At 69.9% G+C, this 25898-nt stretch carries 25 protein-coding genes and 1 tRNA gene; 16 read left to right on the top strand and 10 right to left on the bottom strand.

What is annotated here, in order from left to right:
- Positions 1–163: 163 nt before the first annotated feature.
- Positions 164–1042, top strand: coding sequence for a 2-oxo acid dehydrogenase subunit E2 (locus I3V78_RS30135; protein ID WP_204492750.1), 879 nt, complete (start codon positions 164–166; stop codon positions 1040–1042).
- A 21-nt stretch (positions 1043–1063) separates the two neighbouring features.
- Here I3V78_RS30135 and I3V78_RS30130 read toward each other — a convergent pair whose 3' ends face one another.
- Together I3V78_RS30130 and I3V78_RS30125 are read right to left on the bottom strand one after the other, a co-directional pair.
- A complete protein-coding gene (locus tag I3V78_RS30130; protein WP_204492748.1) occupies positions 1064–1996 on the bottom strand; it encodes a zinc metalloprotease HtpX in 933 nt (310 codons plus the stop codon).
- A gap of 88 nt (positions 1997–2084) precedes the next feature.
- The gene (locus I3V78_RS30125) at positions 2085–2495 is read right to left on the bottom strand and encodes a hypothetical protein (RefSeq protein WP_338023783.1); all 411 of its coding nucleotides are present in this window, start codon (positions 2493–2495) and stop codon (positions 2085–2087) included.
- Positions 2496–2672: 177 nt separating this feature from the next.
- Here I3V78_RS30125 and fni point away from each other — a divergent pair, with 177 nt between their 5' ends.
- The 8 genes from fni to I3V78_RS30085 all read left to right on the top strand — a co-directional run bounded on the left by fni (position 2673) and on the right by I3V78_RS30085 (position 10546).
- Complete coding sequence (gene fni / locus I3V78_RS30120) at positions 2673–3728, top strand: type 2 isopentenyl-diphosphate Delta-isomerase (protein WP_204492746.1); 1056 nt, start codon at positions 2673–2675, stop codon at positions 3726–3728.
- 50 nt (positions 3729–3778) lie between these two features.
- Complete coding sequence (locus I3V78_RS30115) at positions 3779–5107, top strand: hydroxymethylglutaryl-CoA reductase, degradative (protein WP_204492743.1); 1329 nt, start codon at positions 3779–3781, stop codon at positions 5105–5107.
- A 5-nt stretch (positions 5108–5112) separates the two neighbouring features.
- The gene (mvk, locus tag I3V78_RS30110) at positions 5113–6060 is read left to right on the top strand and encodes a mevalonate kinase (RefSeq protein WP_204496849.1); all 948 of its coding nucleotides are present in this window, start codon (positions 5113–5115) and stop codon (positions 6058–6060) included.
- Positions 6057–7049 (top strand): diphosphomevalonate decarboxylase, encoded by a 993-nt coding sequence (gene mvaD, locus I3V78_RS30105; protein ID WP_204492741.1) that lies wholly within the window; start codon positions 6057–6059, stop codon positions 7047–7049. The genes mvk and mvaD overlap by 4 nt, the downstream gene beginning before the upstream one ends.
- Entirely contained in the window at positions 7049–8128 is a 1080-nt protein-coding gene (locus tag I3V78_RS30100) for a mevalonate kinase family protein (RefSeq protein ID WP_204492738.1), read from the top strand. The genes mvaD and I3V78_RS30100 overlap by 1 nt, the downstream gene beginning before the upstream one ends.
- Positions 8125–8997 carry a DUF4846 domain-containing protein gene (locus I3V78_RS30095; RefSeq protein ID WP_204492736.1) on the top strand — a complete coding sequence of 291 codons (873 nt, stop codon included), beginning with the start codon at positions 8125–8127 and terminating at the stop codon, positions 8995–8997. Before I3V78_RS30100 ends, I3V78_RS30095 begins: the two co-directional genes overlap by 4 nt.
- Before the next feature lie 67 nt (positions 8998–9064).
- Positions 9065–9715 carry a hypothetical protein gene (locus I3V78_RS30090; RefSeq protein WP_204492733.1) on the top strand — a complete coding sequence of 217 codons (651 nt, stop codon included), beginning with the start codon at positions 9065–9067 and terminating at the stop codon, positions 9713–9715.
- 198 nt (positions 9716–9913) lie between these two features.
- Positions 9914–10546 (top strand): hypothetical protein, encoded by a 633-nt coding sequence (locus I3V78_RS30085; RefSeq protein ID WP_204492731.1) that lies wholly within the window; start codon positions 9914–9916, stop codon positions 10544–10546.
- Here the strand turns inward: I3V78_RS30085 and omp85 are convergent.
- Complete coding sequence (gene omp85, locus I3V78_RS30080; RefSeq protein ID WP_204492729.1) at positions 10543–11727, bottom strand: Omp85 family outer membrane protein; 1185 nt, start codon at positions 11725–11727, stop codon at positions 10543–10545. The two genes, I3V78_RS30085 and omp85, sit on opposite strands and share 4 nt — an antisense overlap.
- Before the next feature lie 160 nt (positions 11728–11887).
- On the opposite strand from omp85, the gene I3V78_RS30075 reads away from it, so the two are divergent.
- Together I3V78_RS30075 and I3V78_RS30070 are read left to right on the top strand one after the other, a co-directional pair.
- Positions 11888–13495 carry an alkaline phosphatase family protein gene (locus I3V78_RS30075; protein WP_338023782.1) on the top strand — a complete coding sequence of 536 codons (1608 nt, stop codon included), beginning with the start codon at positions 11888–11890 and terminating at the stop codon, positions 13493–13495.
- Complete coding sequence (locus I3V78_RS30070) at positions 13492–14574, top strand: lysylphosphatidylglycerol synthase transmembrane domain-containing protein (protein ID WP_204492726.1); 1083 nt, start codon at positions 13492–13494, stop codon at positions 14572–14574. The genes I3V78_RS30075 and I3V78_RS30070 overlap by 4 nt, the downstream gene beginning before the upstream one ends.
- Positions 14575–14633: 59 nt before the next feature.
- Here the strand turns inward: I3V78_RS30070 and I3V78_RS30065 are convergent.
- The 7 genes from I3V78_RS30065 to I3V78_RS30035 all read right to left on the bottom strand — a co-directional run bounded on the left by I3V78_RS30065 (position 14634) and on the right by I3V78_RS30035 (position 19999).
- Positions 14634–14717, bottom strand: a tRNA-Leu gene (locus I3V78_RS30065).
- 114 nt (positions 14718–14831) lie between these two features.
- A complete protein-coding gene (locus I3V78_RS30060; protein ID WP_204492723.1) occupies positions 14832–15209 on the bottom strand; it encodes a 2Fe-2S iron-sulfur cluster-binding protein in 378 nt (125 codons plus the stop codon).
- Position 15210: 1 nt separating this feature from the next.
- Positions 15211–17055: a Fe-S protein assembly chaperone HscA gene (gene hscA / locus I3V78_RS30055; RefSeq protein ID WP_204492722.1), complete on the bottom strand. Its 1845-nt coding sequence runs from the start codon at positions 17053–17055 to the stop codon at positions 15211–15213.
- Entirely contained in the window at positions 17052–17681 is a 630-nt protein-coding gene (gene hscB, locus I3V78_RS30050; protein WP_204492720.1) for a Fe-S protein assembly co-chaperone HscB, read from the bottom strand. The genes hscA and hscB overlap by 4 nt, the downstream gene beginning before the upstream one ends.
- A gap of 91 nt (positions 17682–17772) precedes the next feature.
- Positions 17773–18168, bottom strand: coding sequence for a HesB/IscA family protein (locus I3V78_RS30045; RefSeq protein WP_204492718.1), 396 nt, complete (start codon positions 18166–18168; stop codon positions 17773–17775).
- 28 nt (positions 18169–18196) lie between these two features.
- Positions 18197–18592, bottom strand: coding sequence for a Fe-S cluster assembly scaffold IscU (gene iscU / locus I3V78_RS30040; protein ID WP_204492716.1), 396 nt, complete (start codon positions 18590–18592; stop codon positions 18197–18199).
- Between the two features lie 45 nt (positions 18593–18637).
- Positions 18638–19999, bottom strand: a complete 1362-nt coding sequence (locus I3V78_RS30035; protein ID WP_239578580.1) for an IscS subfamily cysteine desulfurase — start codon at positions 19997–19999, stop codon at positions 18638–18640.
- A gap of 355 nt (positions 20000–20354) precedes the next feature.
- On the opposite strand from I3V78_RS30035, the gene I3V78_RS30030 reads away from it, so the two are divergent.
- The 5 genes from I3V78_RS30030 (at position 20355) to I3V78_RS30015 (ending at position 25422) form a co-directional block, all read left to right on the top strand.
- A complete protein-coding gene (locus tag I3V78_RS30030; RefSeq protein WP_204492712.1) occupies positions 20355–22007 on the top strand; it encodes an SPFH domain-containing protein in 1653 nt (550 codons plus the stop codon).
- Between the two features lie 417 nt (positions 22008–22424).
- Positions 22425–23345 (top strand): FG-GAP-like repeat-containing protein, encoded by a 921-nt coding sequence (locus tag I3V78_RS30025; protein WP_204492710.1) that lies wholly within the window; start codon positions 22425–22427, stop codon positions 23343–23345.
- A 498-nt stretch (positions 23346–23843) separates the two neighbouring features.
- Positions 23844–24173: a hypothetical protein gene (locus I3V78_RS30020; RefSeq protein WP_204492708.1), complete on the top strand. Its 330-nt coding sequence runs from the start codon at positions 23844–23846 to the stop codon at positions 24171–24173.
- Positions 24174–24545: 372 nt separating this feature from the next.
- Positions 24546–24665 (top strand): DUF6310 domain-containing protein, encoded by a 120-nt coding sequence (locus I3V78_RS39540; RefSeq protein ID WP_239576749.1) that lies wholly within the window; start codon positions 24546–24548, stop codon positions 24663–24665.
- 1 nt (position 24666) lies between these two features.
- Positions 24667–25422, top strand: a complete 756-nt coding sequence (locus tag I3V78_RS30015) for a DUF5953 family protein (protein WP_338023781.1) — start codon at positions 24667–24669, stop codon at positions 25420–25422.
- The last annotated feature ends 476 nt before the right edge of the window (positions 25423–25898 follow it).

Below are 25898 nucleotides of genomic sequence, written 5' to 3'. Positions count from 1 at the left end.
GACGTCAATAGGAGTCGTCGCTCGCCCTCCTGGGGACGGGCCGGACGCTCGCCGGGGGGTCGCCCTGGGATGACGCGGCGCGGCTTGGGTGGGGGGCTATCTCCGGGCGGCGGAACACGCGATGCTCCGGGCTCCGCTCTCGTCTCGGAGGAACCCCCGCCTCATGGCGCACCTGGAGCTCACCCCGAAGGACAACATTTCCAGCTTCCGCAAGCTCGCCATTGGCAGCTGGAAGACGGCGTACGACCCGACGGTGTACGGGACGATGACGCTGCGCATGGAGAAGGCCCTGGCCTACATCGAGGCCTTCCGCCAGAAGACGGGCATCCGCCTGACGGTGACCCACCTGGTGGCCAAGGCCATGGCGGAGGCGCTGCGCCGCTGCCCCGAGGCCAACGCCATCCTGCGCTTCAACAAGATCTACCTGCGCAAGCGCATCACCATCTCCATGCTGGTGGTGCAGACGGACGGCGGCAAGGTGGACCTGAGCTCGGCGAAGGTCGACGACGCGGAGCAGAAGAGCCTGCGGGACATCGCCACGGAGATGGAGCTGGCGTTCCAGCGGGTGCGCGAGCGCAAGGACTCCATGATGGAGAAGGGCAAGGGCACGGTGCAGAAGGTGCCCTACCCGCTGCTCAACCTCTTCACCTGGCTCATGTCCTTCTTCATGTACACGCTCAACTGGGACATGCGCTGGGCGGGCATGCCCCATGACGCGTTCGGCTCGGCCATCCTCACCAACATCGGCTCGCTGGGCCTGGACACGGCCTACGTGCCGCTCGTGCCCTACTCGCGCGTGCCCATCCTCATCGCGCCGGGCGCGGTGAAGGACGCGCCCGTGGTGGAGAACGGCCAGGTGGTGCCCGGCAAGGTGATGAACATCAACGCCACGTTCGATCACCGCTTCATCGACGGCCTGCACGCCGCCATCCTGTCCAAGACGCTGCGCGAGCTCCTGGAGGACCCCTTCGCGCACTTCGATCCGCTCGACGAGGTGCCCGCCCAGAAGGATGCCCCCACCCCGCTCGCGGTGGCGGGGTAGGGGCGGTCTAGGGGCGGAGCCTCACGCCCAGGCGCTGCGCCAGGCGCGGCCTCCACCGCGCGGGGCGCTCATCGCGCGCAGGCGCCGCACCCGCTCGTCCATGGGCGGGTGCGTGGAGAACAGCCCCATGATGGCGCCGCCGGACAGCGGGTTGACGATGAACAGGTGCGAGGTGGCCGGCGCCCGGTCGTAGGGCATCAGCTCCGCGCCCCGCTCCAGCTTCATCAGCGCGTCGGCGAGCGCGTCCGGATCCCCGCACAGCTCGGCGCCCGTGGCGTCCGCCCCATACTCCCGCGAGCGGCTCACCGCGAGCTGCAGGAGCGTGGCCGCGAGGGGGGCCACCAGCAGCACGCCCAGGTTGCCGAGCGCGTGGCCCAGGCCGTCCTCCTCGTCGTCGCGGCTGAGCAGCGAGCCGCCGAACCAGAAGAGCGACTGCGCCGCGTAGCTGATGACGCCCGCGATCGTGGCCGCCACGGTGCCGATGAGCGTGTCGCGGTTCTTCACGTGGCCAATCTCGTGCGCGAGCACCCCCTCGAGCTCCCGCCGGTCGAGGATCTCCACGATGCCCTCGGTCACGGCCACCGCGGCGTGCGCGGGGCTGCGGCCCGTGGCGAACGCGTTGGGCGTCCGGGTGGGCAGCACGTACACCTGGGGCTTGGGAATGCCCGCGCGCGCGGCCAGCCGCTCCACCATCTGGTGCAGCCAGGGCGCATCCGCGTACGCCACCGGCCGCGCCCCGTGCATGGCCAGGGCGATGCGGTCGCTGAACCAGTACGAGCCGAAGTTCATCACCACGACGAAGACGCCCGCGATGACGAGGCCCTGCGGCCCGCCCAGCCGGGCACCCACCCACAACAGCAGCGCCGTGAGACCCGCCAGCAGCACGGTCGTCTTCAACGCGTTGCTCAGCCGGTGGCCCCAATTCTCGGAGATGCGCTTGTCACCCGCGCTCATGGACACGCCTCGACTTTCCTTTCCCGTTGCTTGGTTCTGGAACCAACCTAAGCAGGCGAAAGGACACGTCAAATGGCGGCGGCGGCCCTCACAGGTAGAAGCGGTCCACCACGCCCGCGGTGCGCTGCAGGATGGCGCTCCAGCCCACCCAGCCGTCGATGGGCGCGCCCTCGGTCGAGCGCTCGGCGCCCAGTGCCCCCAGCGAGCCCGTGCACCCCTGGATGGTGCACAGCCCCGAGTCCGCCAGGTGCTCCAGCAACTCGCGCAACGTGGGGATGCGGCGCGTCTCGAAGCGATCCGCCACGTCCTCGCGCGGGGGGTGGAAGTCGGGCGCGTCCAGCCGCCCCTGGAGGAAGCGCTCCAGGGCCCACCAGAAGAGGTACACCTCCGCGCGCCGCCCCGACGCCACGGCCGCCGCGGCGATGGCCAGTCCCTGGTGCACGCGGTCGTAGTCGCCGCTGTGGAGGAAGACGGCCACCTTGGATGCGGGAGCGTTCACGGCGCCCTCCTTACCGTCGTGTCACGGACGCGTCCACCGGCGGGGCGCCTTCATGCGACAAGGAGTCGTGGCTTGCGCCGGTAGTGCCTCCTTGCTAGGCACACGTGTGGTCGGATAATCTTGGCGTTCTTGCATTTTTCCAGACAGATGGCTCGGACAGAGGGCAGGCGGGACGAGATGGAAGAGGCGACGGCGAAGCGGAAGGACGCCCACCTTGACCTCTGCGCGACGGGCGACGTCGAGCCGGCGGGCAACAGCACGCTGCTGGAGGATGTGCGGCTCGTGCACTGCGCGATGCCGGAGATGGCCGTGGAGGACGTGGACCTGTCCACGGAGTTCCTCGGCAAGCGGCTGCGCCATCCGCTGCTCATCACCGGCATGACGGGTGGGACCGAGCGCGCCGGGGTGGTGAACCGGGACCTGGCGCTGCTGGCCGAGCGGCACGGCCTGGCCTTCGGCGTGGGCAGCCAGCGCGCCATGGCGGAGAAGCCCGATCTGGGGAGCACCTTCCAGGTGCGGCAGGTGGCGCCCACGGTGCCGCTGCTGGGCAACATCGGCCTGTACCAGGCGGTGCAGATCGGCGTGGACGGCGTGCGGCGGCTGGCGGACGCCATCGGCGCCGACGGCATGGCGCTGCACCTCAACGCCGGCCAGGAATTGACCCAGCCCGAGGGCGACCGCGACTTCCGGGGCGGCTACACGATCGTGGAGGCGCTGGTGAAGGCCTTCGGCGCGCGCCTGCTCGTGAAGGAGACGGGCTGCGGCATCGGTCCCGAGGTGGCGCGTCGGCTGGTGGAGCTGGGCGTGCACAACGTGGACGTCTCGGGGCTCGGCGGCACGTCCTGGGTGCGCGTGGAGCAGCTGCGCGCCTCGGGCATCCAGGCCGAAGTGGGCGCCGAGTTCTCCAGTTGGGGCATCCCCACCGCCGCGGCCATCGCCTCGGTGCGGCGCGCCGTGGGTCCCGAGCCCCGGCTGGTGGCCTCCGGCGGCCTGCGCACGGGCCTGGACGCGGCCAAGGTGATCGCCCTGGGCGCCAACGTGGCCGGCATGGCGCTGCCGCTCTTCCGTGCCCAGCAGGCAGGAGGGCTGGAGGGGGCCGAGCGCGCGCTCGGCGTGATCCTGTCAGGATTGCGACAGGCCCTCGTTCTGACGGGCAGTGCGTCCTGCGTGGAATTGCAGCGCCGGCCTCGAATCATCGTGGGCCAGTTGAAGGATTGGCTCGCGACACTGTAGGAATTGTCCGAGCGGTGCGCGCGACGCACCTCCGTGGAGAAGAACAGATCATGTCCGAAACGTTGACGTCCCGGTTGGCGGGGTTCCACAAGCTGTCCATGGTGGCCCGGCACGAGAAGCTGGCGCAGATGCTGGGCCTGGACGACGCGGACCTGGCACAACTGCAGGGCATTGGCGCGCTGCAGCCCGGCCTGGCCAACCAGATGATCGAGAACGCCGTGGGCACGTTCTCGCTGCCGCTGGGCCTGGGGCTCAACCTCCAGGTCAACGGCAAGGACTACCTCGTGCCCATGGCGGTGGAGGAGCCGTCGGTGGTGGCCGCGGTGTCCTTCGCCTCGAAGATCGTCCGCGAGTCGGGCGGCTTCAGCGCCGAGACCGATGAGCCCATCATGGTGGGCCAGGTGCAGCTCACCGGCTACGGCGACCCCACCGAGGCGACCCGGAAGATCTACGCCGCGCGCGAGGCGCTGCTGGCGCTGGCCAACAGCTTCCACCCGTCCATGGTGAAGCGCGGCGGAGGCTGCCGGGACATCCAGGTGCGCGTGCTGCCGGCGCCCGAGGGTCCGCGCGGCGAGCCCCTGCTCGTGGTGCACCTCATCATCGACACCCAGGACGCCATGGGGGCCAACCTCATCAACACCATGGCCGAGGGCGTGGCGCCGCTCATCGAGCAGCTCACCGGCGGCAAGGTCTTCCTGCGCATCCTGTCCAACCTGGCCGACCGTCGGCTCGCGCGCGCCACGTGCCGCATCCCGCTGGAGGCGCTCGCCGACTTCGACATGCCGGGCTCGGTCATCGCCGAGGGCATCTATCAGGCGAGCCGCTTCGCGCTGGCGGACCCCTACCGGGCGGCCACGCACAACAAGGGCATCATGAACGGCATCGACTCGGCGGCCATCGCCGCGGGTCAGGACTGGCGCGCCATCGAGGCGGGCGCCCACGCCTTCGCGTGCCGCGACGGGCAGTACCGGCCGCTGTCCACGTGGCACGTGGACGAGGGCTTCCTCGTGGGCCGCATCGAGCTGCCCATGGCGCTGGGCACGGTGGGCGGCCCCATCAAGGTGCACCCCGGCGTCCAGGTGAACATGAAGATCCTCAACATCACCTCGGCGCGCGAGCTGTCCATGATCTTCGCCGCGGTGGGCCTGGCGCAGAACTTCGCGGCGGTGCGCGCCCTGGGCTCCATCGGCATCCAGAAGGGCCACATGGCGCTGCATGCCCGGTGCGTGGCGGTGACGGCGGGCGCGCGCGGTGACTGGGTGGAGAAGATCGCCGAGCTGCTGGTGACCGCGGGACACGTGAAGGTGGAGAAGGCCCGGGAACTCATCGCCTCGCTGTCGGAAGAGGACTTCCGCGCGGCCACGGGGACCGAGGGTTGATGACGATGGACAAGAACAGCGGTTTCGTGGGTTTTGGTGCCGGCAAGGTCATCCTGCTGGGCGAGCACAGCGTGGTGTACGGCTACCCGGCGCTGGCCGGCCCGCTCTCGCGCGGCGTGACGGCGCGGGGCGAGGCGTCCAACAAGTGCCAGCTCGTCATTCCGGACGCGCTGATGCCCGAGCAGCGCAAGGTGCTCAAGGCCGCGTTCGGCCGCGCCATGGCGGTGTGTGACGAGCCGGGCGTCAAGGTGACGTTCAACACGGACCTGCCCCTGTCCATGGGCCTGGGCAGCTCCGGCGCCCTGTCGGTGGCGTGCGCGCGGGTGCTCCTGCAGGCCGCCGGGCGCAAGGGCTCGCCGGCCGAGGTCGCCAGCGTGGCCTGGGAGATGGAGCAGGAGTTCCACGGCACGCCGTCCGGGGTGGATCACACGACGAGCACCATGGAGCAGCTCATCCTCTACCGCCGCAAGCCGGGCGCCGAGACGGGCCGGGCCAAGGTGGTGGAGAGCCCCAAGCCGGTGCGGCTGGTGGTGGTGATGGCCGGCGCGCGCAGCCCCACGAAGACGACCGTGGGCGCGCTGCGCGAGCGCCAGAAGCGCTGGTCGGATCGCTACCAGCGCGTCTTCCGGGAGATCGGCCTGTTGGCCTCCGAGGGCGCCGAGGCGGTGGAGGAGGGCGACCTGGAGGGGCTGGGGGACGTGATGAACGTCAACCACGGCCTGCTCGCGGCGCTGGGCCTGTCCTCGCCGGGCCTGGACGACATGGTGCACCGGCTGCGCGGCATGGGCGCGCTGGGCGCCAAGCTCACGGGCGCCGGCGGTGATGGCGGCGCGGTGATCGGCCTGTTCCCCGAGACGGAGCCGGTGGTGCACGAGCTGACCCGTCAGGGCTACCGCTGCTTCGACAGCCAGCTCGCGGGGCCTCGCTCCGAGGGCGCGCGGGGCGCGGCATGAAGGCCACCGCCCTGGCGCATCCCAACCTCGCGCTGGTGAAGTACTGGGGCAAGCGCGACGACGCGCTCATCCTGCCCCACCAGTCGAGCCTGTCGCTGACGCTCTCGCCCCTGGCGGTGCGCACGTCCGTGGCCTTCGGCGTGGGCGAGTCCGACGCCGTGGAGCTCAACGGCTACGTGGCCCGGGGCAGCGAGCGGGACCGCGTGCTGCGCGTGCTGGACCACGTGCGCGCCGAGGCCAAGGACAAGAAGCTGGGGGCGGCGCGCATGGTGTCGCGCGGCGACTTCCCGGCGTCCGCGGGGCTGGCGAGCAGCGCGGCGGGCTTCGCGGCCCTCGCGGTGGCGGCGCGCGCGGCGGCGGGCCTTCCGGCGGACCCCCGCGCGGCGAGCCTCCTGGCGCGCCTGGGCAGCGGCTCGGCGTGCCGCAGCGTGCAGGGCGGCCTGTGCGAGTGGATGCGCGGCGAGCGTCCGGATGGCACGGACAGCTACGCGGTGCAGCGCTTCGACGAGAAGCACTGGCCGGAGCTGCGCATGGTGGTGGCCATCGTCAGCCGCGACGAGAAGGAAGTGAAGTCGCGCGACGGCATGAAGAACGCCGTGGAGACGAGCCCCTACTACGCGGCGTGGACGAAGGACGCCGAGGCCGAGGTGCTGCACGCCCGCGACTACATCGCGCGCAAGGACTTGCAGGCGCTCGGCGAGATGTGCGAGCGCAACGCGTGGCGGATGCACGCCACGTCGCTCGCGGCGGATCCGCCCCTCTGCTACCTCATGCCGGCCACGCTCGCGCTCATCCACTCGCTGCGCGAGCAGCGCAAGAAGGGCGTGCCGGTGTGGTTCACCCTGGACGCCGGTCCCAACCCCTGCATCCTCACGGACGCGGCCCACGAGGTGGCGGCCGAGGCCGTGGCCCGCGCCTGCGGCGCCACCGAGGTGGTGCGGTGCGTGCCGGGCGGTGACGCGCGGCTGCTCGAGGAGCACCTGTTCTGATGGAGCGCGCGCTCTCGGCCCCGGGAAAGCTGTTCGTGTCGGGCGAGTACGCCGTGCTGTGGGGCGGCGTGTCGCGCGTGGCGGCCATCGGTCCCCGGACGGGAGCGCTCGTGCGCCGTCGCCCGGACAGCCGCGTGCACGTGTGCCTGGAGGAGGGCACGCTCGCGGGCCGCACCACGCCCCTGGGCGTGAAGTGGGAGCGCGAGGTGCCTCCGGGCTTCTCCTTCGTGGCGCGCACGCTCGACGAGGCCCTGCGGCTGCACGGGCGCGAGAGCGTGGGCTTCGATCTGGCGCTGGCGCCCTCGGCGGTGGGGCCCAACGGCCTCAAGCTGGGTATGGGCGGCAGCGCGTGCGCCACGGTGCTCGCGGCGGACGCGGTGCGCTTCGTGTTGGAGGAGCGCTTCGACGCGCTCAAGCTGGCGCTCGTGGCGCACACCGCGCAGCAGAACGGCAAGGGCAGCGGCGGCGACGTGGCGACGAGTCACGCGGGCGGCATGGTGCGCTACCGGCGCTACCCCGTGTCCGGCCTCATCGAGGCCTCGAGCGCCGGGGGCTATCGCGCGGCGGTGGACGCCGCCCCGTCGGTGGACGTGTGGCGGCTGCCTCCGCCCCAGGTGTCCCTGGGTTATGCCTTCACGGGGGAGAGCGCCTCGACGCGCGTGCTCATCTCCCAGGTGGAGGCGAAGTGGGGCGAGACGGGCCGCCAGGACTTCGTGCGGCGCTCGGACGCGGTGGGCCAGGAGATCGAGCGCGGCCTGGGCGGCGGGGACTTCCGCGCCTTCGCCGAGGCGGTGCGCGAGCAGCAGGCGCTCTTGCTGGAACTGGGCCCCCTGGAGACCGAGTCCATGCGGCGGGTGCTGAGCCTCGCCGCGTCCTACGACTGCGCGGGCAAGCAGTCCGGCGCCGGGGGAGGGGACGGGTGCATCCTGTTCGCCCCCGACGCGCAGAAGCGGGCCGCGCTGCTGGAGGGCATCCGCGCGCGGGGCTTCCACACCCTGGAGCTCGACTTGGAGCCCGGGGTGCGGGGAGAGTCCCACGTGGAGCCGGCCCTGCGCTCCTGGCTCGACGCCGTCCGATGACGCCGCGCCCGGGTCGCCTCCTGGGGCTCGCCCTGGTGCTGCTGGGCTGCGTGCCGGGCGTGGCGGCCTCCTCCGAGCCGCGGGTGCCCACGCGCGAGGAGCGGGCCCGGTACGCCTGGCTGACGCCGACACGCGCCGTCCTCCCACTGGCCGAGGCCTTGCCCGCCCCCGAGGGCTCCACGCGCCTGCCCGTGGAGCCGGGGTCCTTCGGGGCGTGGCTGCGGGGCCTGCCCGTGCGCCCCCCGGGGACGCCGGTGCGCGACTTCCGCGGGGAGGAGATCCTCCCGGCCGGGCACCCGGCGCTGGGCGCGGTGGCCGAGCTGGACGTGGCGCCGGTCAACCTCCAGCAGTGCGCGGACTCCATCATCCGCCTGCATGCCGAGTGGCTGTGGTCCCGGCGCGAGCCGGAGAAGATCGCCTACCGCTTCACCAGTGGGGACGTGGCGGCCTGGTCGAAGTACGCGGCGGGCGAGCGCGCGCGGGTGTCCGGCAGCAAGGTGACGTGGGTGAAGAACGGCCCGGTGGACGCGTCACGCGCCGCCTTCCAGCGCTACCTGGACCTGGTCTTCACCTACGCGGGGACGCTGTCGCTAGAGACCGTGAAACAGCGGCCCTCGCGCGAGGACGTGCGGCCCGGGGACTTCTTCGTCCTGGGGGGCAGCCCGGGCCACGCGGTGCTGGTGCTGGACGTGGCACGTGACGCGCGCGGTCGACGCGTGGCGCTGCTCGGCCAGGGCTTCATTCCCGCGCAGGACTTCCACGTGCTCTCGCCGGGCGGGGACTCGGCGCCGTGGTTCTCCCTCGATGGGGACACGGTGGCCACGCCGTTCTGGAAGCCCTTTCCCTGGACCGCGTTGCGCCGCTGGTGAATACGCGCCCGCGCGCGCCGTGTAACGTCTCCCTCGCGGCACCACCCCCCCGCGAGAGGCTTTCACCATGCGCATGTCCGGAGCGTTCGTCGTTGGTCTGATGTCTTTGCTGGGCTCGGAGGCGTCCGCCGATCTGCCCATCGTCCAGCAAGCCCAGACGACCTGGGGGGGCTGCGGCTACTTCATCCAGGTGGAGCAGGACGTCGACCCGATTCCCTATCCCCAGCCGCTCTACCGCATCGTGCTGCGCAGCACGGTGGTGTCGGCGGACACGTGCACGCTGCCGCCCCAGCGCATCGAGCTGGGCACGTCCAAGCTCGAGCCGGGCATCGCGATCGCGGCCGGAGAACAGGGGCTCGTGACGGCCCACTCCTACGGCACCTATGTCCGGACGCTGGGCCCCGACATGTGGACCAAGCTGCTCCGGTGGGATCCGACCACCCTGGCGATCCGGCGCACGGAGTGGATCCGGGTGGGCAACGTCCCGTACCCGGGCGCGGCGGGGGGGCCGGGGAGCGCGCGGGTGACGCGTCTCACGATCTTCCCCAAGCATGTCGAGGTTCGGGGCACGCGCGGAGGCAACTTCCTGTACGTGGACAGCGACTACACGAACCCGGACCGCGACTACCGCTTCGAGGAGACGGGCACGGGCTTCGCGGTCCTCTTCCCCGACTTTTTCGGAGTGAACCAGAAGCCGCCCTATCTGTACGCCTACTGATAGGGATTGAACCCCGTCCCGTCCTGGAGGGAGGGGCGGGGGCTTGTGGCCCGTCATTCCCCTGGGAGCAGATGTCCACTCCTCCCTGGAGACGGAGGTGCGCGTTGCCCGGGCACCTCCTTCCCGCGGGGGCCTCCTTAGGTTCGCAGGGGCCCTCCCTTCCCGCGGAGGGCCCACCTGTCAGGGGGGACTTCGTCCATGCGCGTTCTCGCAATGAGTGTCGTGACCATCGTGGCGTTGTGGGGTTCATCGGTCTGGGCGCAGCCGTCCGTCGTCCAGGAGGTCCACGCCGTCTGGGAAGGCTGTGATTACGCCCTCCGGGTGGAGCAGGATCTCAATCCCATTCCCTCTCCGCGGCCGTTCTATCGGATCTCCGTGCGCAGCACGGCGGTTCCGGGGGGCAGCTGCGTGCTGGCGGCCCGGAGCATCGAGCTGGCCACGTCCCCACTCGAGCCGCGCATCGCGATCGCGGTCGACGCGCGGGGGCTCGTGGTGGCCTATACCGAGAAGCACTCCGTCCGGGGCGTGGGCACCTACGCTGTGACGTGCCTGCAGCGTCTGGATCCCCATTCCCTGGCGAGCTTGCGCTGGGAATGGGTCTCGGCGGGGTGGACGTCGACTCCGGGCGCGGCGGCGGTGCCCGGGTTCGCGGAGGTGAGCCGTCTGCTGCTCTATCCCTCGCACGTGGAGCTCACGGGCACGCGGGGCGGCAACCTGGTGTCCGTGACGCCGAGCGGAGACTACCGCTTCGAGGACGGCACGGGCTTCGTGGCGCTCTATCCCGACTTCTTCGGCGCGGAGCGCAAGCCGCCCTACCTGTTCGTCTATTAGAACATGTGGCCGAAGTTGAGGTAGATGCGGTGGCGCAGCGTCTCGGGGGACATGGCCCAGTCAAAGCGCACCACGGCCGCGCGCCGGGCGACCCGCACGCCCGCGCCCACGCCGGGGTGCCACTTCCACCACGGACCATCCACCGTGCCCGGGTGCCACACGCGGCCCACGTCCACGAACGCCACGCCGCCCGTGTACACCGGCGCGCCGAACAGGTTGAAATCGAACGCCCGCACACGCACCTCCGTGTTGGAGAAGGCCTTGACGTTGCCCGCGAAGCGGTTGCGCTCGATGCCGCGCACGCTGCTCATGCCGCCAATGCCCTCGGTGAAGGTGACGCCGCCGGTGTTCACCCACTCGAAGAAGGGCACCTCGCCGAACAGCGCGTCCAAGGTCAGCCGCTGGGCGAGCACCACGCGCGAGCCCACCTGCCAGAAGCGCCGCTCGCTCAGGGTGAGGCCGCCATACTGGTAGCGGCTGCCGGTGGCGCTGCCCGACACGCGCAGGCTCACCTCCTCCACGCCGCCGCGCACGGGATCCGACTCGTTGTCGCGCGTGTCCCAGAGCGCGCCCACGGTGAGCTGTCCGGTGGCGCCGCCCTCGTAGCCCACGGGCTTGGTGTCCTGGAGGATGGAGGCGTCGAAGGGGGACACCTGGGTGTAGCGCCAGCCGTAGCCCACGTAGGACTGGAAGGGGTGCGTCTCGCCCCAGGGCTTGCCGCGCAGCCGCAGCCACGCGCCCGGCGAGCCCTTGCTGTAGTTGAAGCGCTCCTGGTTCTCGTTGCCGGAGAAGTCCTGCGCGGACACGTTGCCCGCGCCATAGAAGGGGCTGCGCAGCTCGCGCCGGTACTCCAGGCGCATCTCCAGCCGCAAGGGGCCAATGAGGCGCGGCCCGTCATAGCGCAGGTAGTGGTTCTGCTGACCCCGGCTGGTGAACAGCGCCTGGATGGCGATGGCGTGCCGGTAGGGCGCGTAGCCCGAGCCATACAGGTACGCGCCGGCCACGCCGCCATAGGTGAAGCCCAGGTCCGAGTTGTAGGCCACGAGCGGCAGCACGATGGCATCCGCGCCGTTCTCCTTCCGGGGCGCGACCGGCGCCGGCGCGGTGGCCGGGGCGGGCAGCTCCAGGGAAGGGGAGGGGGCCGTGGCCAGCGTTGTCAGCAGCAGCGCGGTCGAGAGCATCCCGCCAAGGTGCCATGCCCCGCGCTCACCGCACTATCGTCCCCGGCCGGGTGCTGTTCCCCTGGTTGCTCTCCAGAGGAGCCCTCGTTGGATCCCCGACCGCCCGGCTGGCGGCTCACCGCGTGTGCATCTTCTCCCGGGGCCACGGGGAGGACACACGGTGAACGAGGTGATGGAGGCGCAACTTCAGTCCTGGGCACGGCGCTACGTGCGTCAAGTGGCCTCGCGGGTCCGTCCGGTGTCGGCTTCCCGACGGCGCAAGCTGCTCGTCGTCCACCTCGACGGCGTGCCCAAGACGGCCCTGGAAGAGGCCTTGCGCTCGCGGCAGATGCCCTTCCTCGCGGGCCTGGTGAACTCGGGGGCCTACGCGCTGGACGAGGCCTTCTGGGGCTCGCCCGCATCCACGCCGGCCTTCCAGGGCGGGTTCCTCTACGGCCACCGCCATCCCAACCTGCCCGCCTACAGCTGGTTCGATCGGGAGTTGGGCCGCCGGGTGCAGATGAACACCCCAGCGGACGCGCTCGCCATCGAGGCGCGGCTGGGGGCTCGCCCGGGCACGAGCCTGCTGTCCGAGGGCGGCCACACCTACTTCTCGCTCTTCCAGGCCCAGGCCACCAACCGCCTGTGCATGAGCACCCTGGCGGACTTCAAGGTCATGAAGCGCAGCCTGCGCTACGAGATGGACGGCGTGCTCGCGGGCCGCACCCGGGGGCCGCTCGACTATCTGCGCTCGCTGGGCCGGGACGCGTGGAACGCCTTCCACGAGGTGCGCCGGTGGGCGCGCGCCCAGGGCGACTGGCGCCACGAGCACGGCTATCTCCTGAGCCGCGTCTTCCTGCAGCGGCTCGGCTGGAGCTTCGCGCACACCAAGGCGATGGTGGACATGGTGCGGGGGGTGCCCATCGTCTACCTCGTCTATGGCAACTATGACGAGGTCGCCCACCGCCGCGGGCCCCGCTCCGAGCAGGCGCTCGAGGAGCTGCGGCGCGTGGATGCATACCTCGGCGAATTGCACGCCGTGGCCCACGCGGTCGAGCCCGGCTACGACGTGGTCATTCTCTCGGACCACGGCCACGTGGACAGCGAGGCCATCGAGAAGCGTACCGGCCAGCGCCTGGAGAAGCTCCTCTTGGAGGGCGCGCCCCTGCCCGTGGCCGAGGACGTGCGGCGAGGGCTGCTCGATGGGCGGAGCCCCGAGGCCTCCCTGGCCCCGCGCGCGCCCTCGGAGCCCGTGGTGGTGGAGTCCGGCAACTTCTCGCACGTCTACCTGACGCGGGAGCGGCAGCCGCTGGAGGCCGCCGAGCTGCTCGCGCACTTCCCGGACGTGCTGGGCCGGGCCACGCGCCATCCGGACATCGGCATCGTGGTGGTGCGCCGGCGCGACGAGGCGGTGGCCCTCATTGGCGGCCAAGTCTACGGGGCGGAGGACGTCGTCTACGCGCCCCTGCCCGCGGAGTTCTCGCCCCGGGCGGTGGCGGACTACCTGCGGGAGCTGCCCCACATGCCCACGGCGGGCGACCTGGTGCTCTTCGGGCAGGCGGTGCCCCAGGGCGGCACGGTGGGCTTCGCCTGGGAGTTCGGCTCGCACGGCGGGCTCACCCGCACGGAAACGGGCAGCCTCATCTGCTGGCCACGCTCGTTGCCGGTGGACCTGTCGTCCCTGGGCCACTGCGCCGAGCTGCATGAGCGGTTGTCGAGCGTCTATCGCGACGGGCCCCGTCCCCGGCGGGAGGCGGGGCTCCTGGAATGGGAGGAGGCCCATCCATGAAACAACCCGGCGGACGTGCCGTGCTCAAGGCGCTGCTGGTCGTGGTGGGGGTGGTGCTGTCGGTCATCCTCGTGGCCAGCGCGTTCTTCACCTGGAACCCGGGGGGCCCGGGGCCCTTGCTCGTGCCGCGCTTTTCCTGGGGGCGCTTCCTGCGGGAGCTGCCCTCGCACCTGGCGTGGTTCATCCCGTTCCTCATCCTGTCCGCGGCCATGCTCCCGCTGCGGGCCATCCAGTGGCAGACGACGCTGAGCAAGCGGGTGCCCCTGCTGGAGCGCTACCACCTGGTGGCCATCGGCGCCTTCACCCACAACGCGCTGCCCGGCAAGCTGGGGGACTTCATCCGCTGCTTCCTGCTGTCGCGCACCCAGCGCATTCCCTTCGTGCAGGCGCTGGGCTCGGTGGCGGTGTGCAAGCTGCTGGAGTTCGTGGCCCTCATGGTGCTCGTGTTCGTGTCCTTCCTGGGACCCTTCGGCGACACCATGGCGAGCTTCGCGGGGCCGCTGCGCATCGCCCTGGGGGTGTGCGTGGGCCTCATGGCCCTGGTGGTGGTCCTGGCCCACTACGCGCTGCCGATGGCCCGCTGGCTGGACCGCAAGCGCCGGCTGCCCCGGGCGAGCAACCTGTTGGCCCACGTGTCCGAGGGCCTGGGCACCGCGCGCAGCTTCCGGGGCATGGCCCGGGCGCTCGTCTTCTCCGTGGGGCCCGTCCTGGCGCCCGCCCTGGCCTATGGGCTGGCGTTGCACGGCCTGGGGGTGAAGGGGGGGCTGTTCGCGGGCGCCGTGGTCCTGGGGGCCATCGCGCTCGGCCAGGCCATCCCCGGCGTGCCCGCGGGCATGGGCATCTACTACTTCGTCACCAGCTGGGCGGCGCGCTCCCTGGGGGCCTCGGACGAGGACGCGGCGGCGTTCGCGGCCCTCACCCACCTGGGCACGGCCTTCTCCCAGGTGTCGCTCGGGGCCCTGTCCGTGCGCCTGCGCGGCATCCGGATCCGCGACCTGCGCAAGGGCGGCAGCCTGGCCCGGGACGCGGCCAACCACGTGGCCCACGAATCGGTGAGTCCGCACCACAGCCCGGCGTGAGGCCCGGGGGGAGGCGGAAAAAGAAAAAGGCCCCCGCTTTTCAGCGGGGGCCTTCTTTGTGCCCAGGAGAGGACTCGAACCTCCATGCCCTTGCAGGCGCTAGACCCTGAATCTAGTGTGTCTACCAATTCCACCACCTGGGCGGGTGGTACGGCTACGGCTGTTGCTGCGTCGCTGCGGCGTCTCGGCGGTGCATTGCGTCGACGGGGGCGGTGTATAGATGCCTCTTCGGCCCCCGTCAAGCACCTTGTTTCAACCTACTTCTTCAGGGGCCATTTTCCCTCGGACGTGAGCTGCCGGCGCAGGACCGGGTTCTCGTCCAGGTAGGCGGTGATGGACTCCTCGGTGATCTCCACCTGGACGTCCTCCGCGCCCACCTCCGTCTGGCAGGACAGGCGGGAGTAGGGGCGCACGTCGAAGCCCATGTCCAGCCGGTCCGCCTCGTCGTCGCGCTGCTCGGACAGGGACTCCATGCCCTTGCGGATCCAGATGTGGCAGGTGGAGCAGGCGCAGACGCCGCCACAGGAGTGGCCCACGTGGGCGCCGGCCTTCTCGGCGGCGTCCAAGAGGGTGGTGTGGGGGGCGACGTCCACGGTGACGTCATCCAGGGGGCTCTTGAAGTGGACCTTGGGCACGTCAGAACTCCTCGACCGAGTGGCCCGCGACGACCTGCGTCACGGCATGGTTCATGATGCGCTCGACGAAGGGCTTGCACCCCTCGTCCAGGGCGTGGATGGCGTCCTTGATGGCCTGGGAGTCGTTGCCCTGGGCCCGCTCGCGCACCCGGGCCATGTCGGCCTCGATGCGGGCGCGCTCCCCCTCCTCGAGCAGGGTGGCGTGCTGCCCGAGCTGCCGCTGGGCCTCGGTGAGCACGCGCTCGGCCTCCACCCGCTGCTCGCGCACCTGGCGCGCCTGGATGTCGTCCTCGGCGTGGTCGATGGAGTCGAGCAGCATGGTCTCGATCTCCTCGTCGGACAGGCCATGGCTCGGCTTGACGGTGATGGTCTGGGTGGCGCCGGTGCTCTGCTCCTTGGCGCTCACGGACAGGATGCCGTCCGCGTCCACCTGGAAGCGCACCTCCACCCGGGCCATACCCGCCGTCATGGGCGGAATGCCACTCAGCGTGAAGCGGGCGAGGCTCCGGCAGTCCTCCACGAGGTCGCGCTCGCCCTGGAGCACGTGGATGTCCAGGCCCGTCTGGCCGTCCTTGAAGGTCGTGAAGACCTGGGCGGCGGCGGCGGGGATGGTGGAGTTGCGGGCAATCAGCCGCTCCACGATTCCGCCCATGGTCTCCAGGCCCAGGGACAGGGGGTTCACGTCGAGGAGCAGCACCTCGTCCTGGCGGTCCTCGTTGGTGAGAAGGTCCGCCTGGACGGCGGCGCCGAGCGCCACCACCTGGTCCGGGTCGATGTCGCCCAGGGGCTCGCGGCCGAAGATTTCCGCCACGTAGGCGCGCACGGCGGGCACCCGGGTGGAGCCGCCCACGAGGATGACGCCGTCGAGCTCCGAGGCCTGCACGCCCGCGTCCTTGAGGGCCCGGCGGCACACCGCGCCCGTCTTCTGCAGCAGGGGGCGGATCCACGTCTCCAGGTCCTCGCGCCGCACCGTCTGGCGGTGGGCGCCCACGGCCACCTCCACCTCGGCCTGGAGGGTGAGGGCCTCCTTGGCCCGGCGGGAGGTGGCGAGCACCTCGGCCACGAGGCCCGCGCCGGGCGCCGTCTCCCCGAGCGCCTCCAACACGCGCTGGGCGATGGCCCGGTCGAAGTCGTCGCCGCCGAGCGCCGAGTCGCCGCCGGTGCTCTTCACCTCGAAGACGCCGTCCACCAGCTTGAGGATGGAGATGTCGAAGGTGCCGCCGCCCAGGTCGTACACCGCGAAGGTGCCCTGGCTGCCCTTGTCCAGGCCGTAGGCGAGCGCCGCCGCGGTGGGCTCGTTGAGCAGGCGCAGCACGTCCAGGCCCGCCAGCCGCCCCGCGTCCTTGGTGGCCTGACGCTGGGCGTCATCGAAGTAGGCGGGCACGGTGATGACGGCCTGCTCCACGCGACCGGAGAAGTGCGTCTCCGCGCGGCGCTTGAGGGCGCGGAGGATTTCGCCGGACACCTCGATGGGCGTCACCGGCTGGCCTCCGGCCACCTGGAAGCGCACCACCTTGCCGCCGGGCACGAACTGGTAGGCGCCGAGCTTGCGCGTCTCGGGGTCGTCCGGGCCGCGGCCCATGAAGCGCTTCACGGAGACGATGGTGTCCGTGGGGTGCTCGGCCACGAGCCCCCGGGCGCGCGCGCCCACCACCACGCCGCCGTCCTTGCCGTAGTGCACCACCGAGGGCAGCAGCAGGCTGTCCCCCTCGTCCGCCACGAAGCAGCGGGGCTTGCCCTGGAGCACACTCGCCACGAGCGAGTTGGTGGTGCCCAGGTCGATCCCCACCGCGTGCCCCTTGGGCTTGAGCGGGTCATGAATCTGCAGGTAGCCGTTCTTGCTCACGCCAGCATCTCCTCCTCGAACGCGTCCACCTGCTCGAGGAAGCGCGTGAAGTAGCGCACCCGACCCAGGGCGTGCGACGCCTTTTTCACCGTCTCGGGCTCCCCGGGCGACTTCTCCAGCCCCCGCAGGGCCTCCACCGCCTCCTGGAGCGCCCCGGAGCGCCGCGTGCCCACGTCCTGGGCCATGCGCTGCACGCGCCCGGCGTCCCGGGCCGCGATGGCCGCGTCGAGCGCCTCGCGCAGGTCCATCACCTCCTCGAGGAATTCGAGGGGCATGCGCTTCTGGGCGTCCGTGTCCTCGCGGTCCAGGTCCACCCCGTGCAGGGAGAGCAGGTAGAAGGCGCGGCGCGTGGTGTCCTTGAGCGTCTTGTAGGCGTCGTTGAGCGCGGTGGTCTGCTCCAGCGACAGGCGGCGCTCGCGCGCCTCGGCCTGGGCGAAGCGGTCCGGGTGCAGCTTCAACGACAGCTCCCGGTACTGCCGCTCCAGCGACTCCACGGCCACGTCATGGCTCGGCGGCAGCCCGAAGATGGCGAAGTGGGAGGTGCCCGCGATCCGGCCCGCGATCTTCCCGCAGGCGTTGCAGAACGGGCGGCCCTCCGACTCCTTGTCACAGTTCCAGCACTTCACAGGTGGCGTCCTTCCCGACGGACGAAAAACGACGAGGGCCCGACCTGTCGCGGCCGGGCCCCCCGATGGGACTGCGTTCAGGCGACAGCGCTCAGATGGAGAAGCTCTCGCCGCAGCCGCACGCGCCCTTCACATTGGGGTTGTTGAGCTTGAAGCCGCTGGCCATCAGCGTGGACTCGTACACGATCTCCGTGCCGAGCAGGTACAGGTAGCTCTTCGGGTCCACGAAGACGCGCACGCCCTCGCGCTCGAAGATCTTGTCCTTCTCGCGCGCCTTCTCCGACCACTCCATCACGTACGCGAGCCCCGAGCACCCACCGCCCCGCACCGCGATGCGCAGCCCCGCCTCGGGCGTGCGCCGCTCCTCCAGCAGCCGGCGCAACTGCACCACCGCGCTGTCATGCAGCGTGATGCCCCGCGCCGGCTTGGGGGCCGGGGTGGCAGGCGCCGTCGTCTGGCCCGTCTGTCCTGTCGCCTGCTCGTTCATCCCGCGTCTCCTCGCGTGCCGTCTGGACTCAGGCCTTGTTGCGCGCCTGGCGCTTCTTCTTGAAGTCGTCGATGGCCGCCTTGATGGCGTCCTCGGCCAACACCGAACAGTGGATCTTCACCGGCGGCAGCGCCAGCTCCCGGGCCACGTCCTTGTTGGAGATGGTCAGCGCCTCGTCCACCGTCTTGCCCTTCACCCACTCGCTCACCAGCGAGCTGGACGCGATGGCCGAGCCGCAGCCGAACGTCTTGAAGCGCGCGTCCTCGATGATGCCCTCGTCGCTGATCTTCAGCTGCAGGCGCATCACGTCGCCGCACGCCGGCGCGCCGACCAGGCCCGTGCCGACGTTGGGGTCCGCCTTGTCGAGCGAGCCGACGTTGCGGGGGTTCTCGTAGTGGTCGATGACTTTGTCGCTATAGGCCATGGGGGGCTCCGAAAAGGGGGGGAACAGAAGGGGTGGGGGAGGGACTCAGTGCGCCGTCCACTCGATGCTCTTGAGGTCGATGCCTTCCTTGGCCATCTCGTACAGCGGGCTCATCTCGCGCAGACGGTTCACCTTGTCCACCATGAGCTGGATGACGAAGTCGACTTCTTCCTCGGTGTTGAAGCGGCCCAGGCCGAAGCGGATGGAGCTGTGCGCCATCTCCTCCTCCACGCCGCAGGCGCGCAGCACGTAGGACGGCTCGAGCGAGGCCGACGTGCACGCCGAGCCCGACGACACCGCCACGTCCTTGATGGCCATCATCAGCGCCTCGCCCTCCACGTAGGCGAAGGAGATGTTCAGGTTGCCCGGCAGCCGGTGCTCCTGCGAGCCGTTCACCGTGAGCAGATCCAACTTCTCCGCGATGCCCTTGCGCAGCCGCTCGCGCAGCCGGTTGAGGCGCACCGCCTCCTCGGCCATCTCCTCGCGGGCGAGGCGCGCCGCCTCGCCGAAGCCCACGATGGACGCCACGTTGAGCGTGCCCGAGCGCATGCCGCGCTCATGCCCACCGCCGTCGATGAGCGGCGCGATGCGCACCCGCGGCTTGCGGCGCACGTACAGCGCGCCCACGCCCTTGGGGCCATACATCTTGTGCGCGGAGAGCGACACCAGGTCCACCTGCATCGCCTCCACGTCGAAGGGCACCTTGCCCACGCCCTGCACCGCGTCGCAGTGGAAGAGGATGCCGCGCTGGCGGCACATCCGGCCAATCTCCGCGATGGGCTGCACGGTGCCGATCTCGTTGTTGGCCAGCATGATGGAAACCAGGATGGTCTTGTCCGTCATGGCCGCCTCGAGCTTGCGCAGGTCCACCCGGCCGTCCTTCTCCACCTCCAGGTACGTCACGCGCGCGCCGCCCGTGGGCAGCGCCGCCCACTGCTGGTAGGCCGCGTCGTTGTCCAGGTCGTGCTTGATGGCGAGCGTGGCCAGATCCTCGCGCGACACCGGGCCGCCCGTGAGCTGCATGAGCCGCAGCATCTTGAGCTCGTCCAGCCGCTCCTGCCGCACGCGCTCCAGGCGCTTGCAGGTGTCGAGCACCGCCTTGTGCTCGGTCTTGAGCGTGATGATGTGGTCGCCCTTGTCCTTGTAGAACTCCACCACGCCCTTGATGGCGAGGTTGTCCGACTCGGTGGCGCCCGAGGTGAAGACGATCTCCTTGTCCGACGCGCCGATCAGCGCGCCCACGTGCTTGCGCGCCAGCTCCACCGCCGCCTCGGCCTTCCAGCCAAACGCGTGATTGCGCGACGCGGCATTGCCGAAGTCCTCGCGCAGGTAGGGCAGCATGGCCTCCAGCACGCGCGGGTCCATCGGCGTGGTGGCGTGGTTGTCCATGTAGATGGGCAGCTTCAGCATCGCGTAGAGCCTTCCAGACAGCCGTCGGTCTGGGACGCCTCGGGTGGATAACCCCGCGACGTCCCTGGGGTGCCTACATTGGCACACCTAAAGTGGACTGGACTGGTCAATTATAAAATCGACCCCCCCTCGGTCAAGGCGACATGCGGGCCGGGGGTGACCGCCCGGTATCAACCCCGAATCGGACCGATTCAGTCCTCTTTCAGACACCGCCCTGCTCTGGCCCGCTCCAGAATGGGGCAGTCGCGCCACCCCGGCCCACCCCCCGGCGCCAAGTGCCCGATTTCAGGGCAGTCGTCGGTTGGCCAGGGGTCTGCAATCCGGGATCTCCACGAGTTCTGGAGGCACACGGATGAGCACGAACGACAAGCGGATGGTGAAGGTGAACGCGGCGGGTTCCCTGGCGGTGTCGGTGGGAGAGCCGCCGCCCCTGCCGCGCAACGAGGTGCGCCAGGACCTGGCCCGGGTGGAGCCCGAGGGGCGCTACCCGAACGGTTGGCGGGCCGGCAAGCCGGAGGAGGATCCGGAGAAGATGAAGAAGTGGGGCCTCATCACCGCCCGCCCGAGCGAGTTCCTCATCCACATGCGCCGGGGCCGGGTGCGCGAGGTGAGCGGGCAGGGCGCCTCCTGCTTCAAGCTGCCCGGGGACGCGGTGGCCATCGTGCCCACGAGCGTGCAGCGGCTGCGCTTCACGGCGGATCAGGTGACGAGCGAGAAGGTCGGCGTGCAGGTGACGGGGCTGGCGGTCTACCGGATCGTCGACCCGTTGGTGGCCTTCCGGATGCTCAACTTCTCCTTTCCCGAGCGGGCGCAGCAGAAGCTGGCCGAGCTGCTCGGGGAGATGTTCGTGGGCGCGGTGCGGCGCCTGGTGGCCAACCTCACCGTGGAGGAGTGCCTCACGCGGCGCAAGGAGGGCCTGGCCGAGGAGCTGATGCGGGAGATCGCCCCGGTGGTGTCGGGGCGGGGGCGGCTGGAGGACCGCGCGGACACGGGCTGGGGCGTGGTCCTGGACACGATTGAGATTCAGGACGTGCGGGTGCTGTCGGAGGTGGTGTTCGCGAACATGCAGGCGCGCTACCGCCAGGAGCAGGAGCGGGTGGCGCGCGAGGCGGAATTGGCCAAGGAGCGCTTCATCCGCCGCGAGGAGGCGGAGGTGGAGCGGCAGATCTCCCTCACGCGCCTGGCGACGGAGGAGGAGGTCCGCCAGAAGCGGCAGGAGGCCGAGGAGCAGGCGAAGCTCGAGTCCCTGGCGGTGGAGTCGCGCGTGGAGGAGGCGCGGGTGGCCAAGGAGCGGGGCACGCGGCAGGCGCAGGTGTCCCTGGAGCGCGAGGTGGCCCTGGCGAAGCTCAACGCCGAGCGCGAGGTGCGCGAGCAGAAGGCGCGCTCGGAGGAGGCGCAGACGCTGACGCGGCTGGAGTCCGAGCGGCGCATGGCGGAGGCGCAGCAGGAGAACGAGCGGGCCCTGGCGGCGGCGCAGGCCAAGGGCGCGCTGGAGCGGATGCAGCTGGAGCAGGAGGCGGAGGCCACGCGGGTGGAGCACGAGCGGCGGATGAAGGCGCTCCAGGCGCAGGCGGAGGCGGAGGCGCTGTTGCTCGAGCGGCAGGCGCTGGCGTCGCGGCACGAGTCGCGCATGGCGGAGCTGCACCAGGAGGAGGAGCGGGCGCGCTCGCAGGCGCGGGCGGCGGAGGCCCGGTGCGCCATCGCCGAGGCGGAGCTGTCGCTGGCGGAGATGGACGCGCGCAAGGCGCGCATGGCGCAGGAGCCGGAGCTGGCGCGGGCCAAGGCGCTCAAGGAGATCGACAACACGCTGTCGCCCGAGTCCATCCAGCTGGTGCTGGCGCAGCAGTTGCCGCAGGTGGCGGCGGCCTTCCAGCAGAAGATGGGCGAGGTGCACGTGACGGCGGTGGATGGGGCCAATCCCTTTGGCTACATCGCCGCGGCGGTGGAGGGCGTCATGGGTCTGGCGCGCTCGGCGGGCCTCCAGGTGCCGGAGAAGAAGGGGTGAGCGACCGTCTGGTGTGACACGACAGAAACTTGCCTGCCTGCCAGATAGCCAGGCCACACGGAGTGTGTGGGTTTTGGTGTTGTGCAGGCAAGTCCAGCGCGCTCCCTCCTGTTGGTACGGACAGGAGAGCACTGTTGTCGTGGAGGGTTCGTGATGGCCAGGACGAGTGATTCGAGTCCGCTGTTCCTCTGGAGTCATGGGCGCAGGGCATTCTCGGTGTTTGTTCTGGGAGGCCTTTTTTTCCTACCAAGCCCTGCTGGAGCAGCCGCGGTCGAGACGGTTCCTCATGAACACGTTTCCGCTGCGACGGCCAATACCCGAGTCTGGATGTTCCCTTCGACGGGATCAGGTTTCTCCTCTCCTTACTCCGCTTGGTGGAGTGGTGCGGGAAATTGGGCCTGGGCCGCGAGCAAGGAGGTGGCGGGCCTCTTCTCGAACGATCGTCAGGCCGACATCGCGGCGTTCTATGATTATGGCAACGCGAACACAGGCCTCTGGCTGCTCACCGCGACAGAATCAGGCGCTTTCTCTCCTTCGCTGCTTTGGAAGAGCGGTGCTGGCGGTTGGGCGTGGGACAGAACCAAGCTGGTCTCTGGTGATTTCACGGGTGATGGGAAGGAAGACATCGCGGCGTTCTACGATTATGGCAACGCGAACACGGGCCTCTGGATCTTCCGGGCGACGGGTAAAGGGTCCTTCTCTGCGTCCCTGGTCTGGACGAGTGGCCCTGGGAACTGGATCTGGAGTCAGTGCCAACTGGTCGCCGGCGACTTCACGGGCGATGGGAGGACCGACATCGCGGCATTCTACGACTACGGCAACGCGAACACGGGCCTCTGGTTGTTCACTCAGACGGAGACGGGCACGTTTTCCCTCTCCCGGCCGTGGTTGAGTGGCCCGGGTAATTGGATATGGAAAAACGCCTCTCCCGTCGCCGGTGACTTCACGGGCGATGGCAGGGCCGACATCGCGGCGTTCTACGACTATGGCAACGCGAACACGGGCCTCTGGTTGTTCACCGCGACGGGGACGGGTGCGTTTTCCCTCTCCCGGCCGTGGTTGAGTGGCCCGGGTAATTGGATATGGAAAAACGCCTCTCCCGTCGCCGGTGACTTCACGGGCGATGGCAAGGCGGACATCGCGGCGTTCTACAACTACGGCAACGCGAACACGGGCCTCTGGTTGTTCACCGCGACGGGGACAGGTGCGTTTTCACTCTCCCGACCGTGGTTGAGTGGGCTGGGCCAATGGGACTGGAACAGAGGTCGGCCGGTGGCAGGGGATTTCACGGGTGACGGCAAGGCGGACATCGCGGCGTTCTACTTTTACGACTACTGACCACCCAGGCAGGCGGTGGCCATGACGCGCCTTACCGTGCTGGCGCACTCCAATGACGGTTGGAACGGCGAGTCCGCAGTGGCTTCCGCTCCATCCGTTCCTGGGGTGAATCGGAACGAGGGCTTCAATCGACAAGGTCAGTCGGGCGTAGATTTCAAGGCAAGCACGCCTGGCTACTTATTTGACGTCGAGCGGCTGCGTCCGCGGCCCTGGACTGTGGACGCAATCGTGCACGACGCAGTAAGTAGTTTCCCCTGAATGACCCTCAAGAAACGGCGGCAATGGGCCCGGATCTTCATTGGTGCCAGGCATCACGGATTCCGCAGGCTGAAAATCCTCCTTTTTTCCATCGCGTGCGCACGGAGTACGGGCAGTACGATTCCCCTCCTCGTGGCTTTGCGTGTGGTGTCGCGACTCAATCCCCGTCGAGAGCGGAAGGCTTGGTCGACGTGGGACGTCCCCGCCACGTGGCCCCCACGTGCGCTGGGGGTTCTGGCCGTGGGCATCGCTCTGTGGGGCCTGCTCGCGCCGCATCCCAAGCCCATCCGCATGGATGCTGCACCGGAGCGGCCCGAGTTCGAGTCCATCGCCACCGACTGGCTGTCGCGTGACGGCGGCACCATCGCGGTGCCCATGCCGCCCAAGCGCCTAGAGAAACAGCAGGCATCTCCCTGTCTTCCGGCGTCGACAGGTGACGAGGAGATCAACGGAGGGTGCTGGAGCCGCATGGAGCGGCGTCCTCCGTGTGGCCAGTTCTACGAACACCAGGGGCGCTGCTACGTCCCCGTGCGAGAATCCCCCAGGCCGCCGACATCGGTCGATCCTTAGCCGGGACCTCGGTCCGCCCCGGGCCTTGGGGGCGGACCGTGCCACGTTCAGCACCGCGAGGCGAACAGCTTGCCGCCGATCGCGGCCGCGGAGGTGTCACCATAAAGTTCGCCCTCACGTTGGGCGGGCCGTGGCGGCGGCGCAGCCAAGGGCACGCTGGCGCGGATGTGGCTGCGGCAGAAGGTGGAGGTCGCGCGGGTGGCTCACGCGCGGTGGACGATGGTCCCGCGGGCGGAGACGCCGCTGCTCGAGCGGCAGACGCTGGCATCGCGGCGTCGCCCGAGTTCATCCGACTGGTGCTGGCGCGACAACTGCCGCCGGTGGCGGCGGCCTTCCAGCACAAGATGGGCGAGGTGCACGTGATAGAGGTGGATGGGCCATGGGCTTGGTGCCTGTGGTTACCAACTCGTGGTGGGGATCCGTCATGCCTCGCACCGAGAAGCATTGCTCAAAGAAGATGCCACCTTGAAGGTCGTTGTGACAGGGTGCTGAAATGCCAAGCGCGAGCGACCAGTTGGTCATGACTGTTTTCACGACCCCCCTTGAAAGAGGTGATGGTCGCCCTCTGGCCGTGGTCCAGGCCATGGAGCACTCCTTCCCTGGGCTTCACCTGGTCTGGGATGTTACCGAGGACGGACAACTCCTGAAATTGCCACGGCGCGAGCAATGGTTTTCCGAGGCGGTCGCGCGTGGCGATTTTCCGCTCGTCTGCAATGGTGACGAGTCTTACCCGGTGATGGTTTACGGAATCCCAAGAGACGCTGTTTCTCCGGCGGGTCAGTCCGCGCTGAGCATCCATGGGAAATTGCCATTGGAATCACAAGCCATTCGGGCGGCGGTGGGCACGTTGGAGGGGGTGGGTGAAGCCGCTCGCGGCTGGTGGGGAGACATGAGCCCCAGTGCCGTGGTGCTCATGGTCGCGGAGCAAGTCTGGCATCCGTTCTCCGCGCCCCATACGCCGCCGCTTGGACTTCCCCTGCTCAAGCCCCCGGACGAATTCGACTCCCCCTTGATTCCGTACCGCCTGGGATGGGTGAACTACTGGTCGGCCGCCACCGCCCAACTCCTGGGGTTTCCCGACCTCTCGCGAGACGGGCTACTGCTCGCGCGCTCGCGGCGCACGGCCTCGGGCGGCTGGGTGGTGCCCCTCACGGAAGAGCCCCTGGACCTGGACAACCCCCGGCATCTGGACGCGCTCCGTCTCGCCTATGTGCGCTTTCCAGCCATCAGGGGTCGTTCCTGTCCTTGAGCGGACCGCGCCGCGGTCCGACGGGTGCTGGCGCACTCCCATGTCGGCTGGAACAGCGCGTCTGGGGCTGACAGGATTCACTTGGAGTGTCAACTATTGGGAGGAGCAGGTCCGTCCGCACCACCTCCGAGGCCATTGGGCCTAGGGTGATGTGTTGGCTGCCAGTCGGATGGCGTGTCCACTGGAGCGTGTTCACCCCACGGGAGGCGTACCCCGCATGAAGCTCAAGATGGTGCTCGTGTTTTTGTCTGGCGTTCTGATGACGGGTTGTGCGGGCGGAGAGGCGCCCACGGCCGAACCGGCGGAGGTCGTCGGAGAAGCCACGCAGGGGCTCTGCTCGTCCAACTGCCAGTGCCAGCCCGGGAACATATGCAGCGCGGGGCGCTGTGTTGGGGTTCTCGTCCCAGGTCCTCCCGCCCCCAATGCCTGTACCGCGGATTGTCATTGCAAGGATGTTCCCGGCACGTACTGCTCGG

The sequence above is a fragment of the Archangium primigenium genome (genome assembly GCF_016904885.1).
In the GTDB taxonomy this organism is placed as follows: domain Bacteria; phylum Myxococcota; class Myxococcia; order Myxococcales; family Myxococcaceae; genus Cystobacter; species Cystobacter primigenius.
This window is presented reverse-complemented; position numbering and strand designations above follow the sequence as displayed.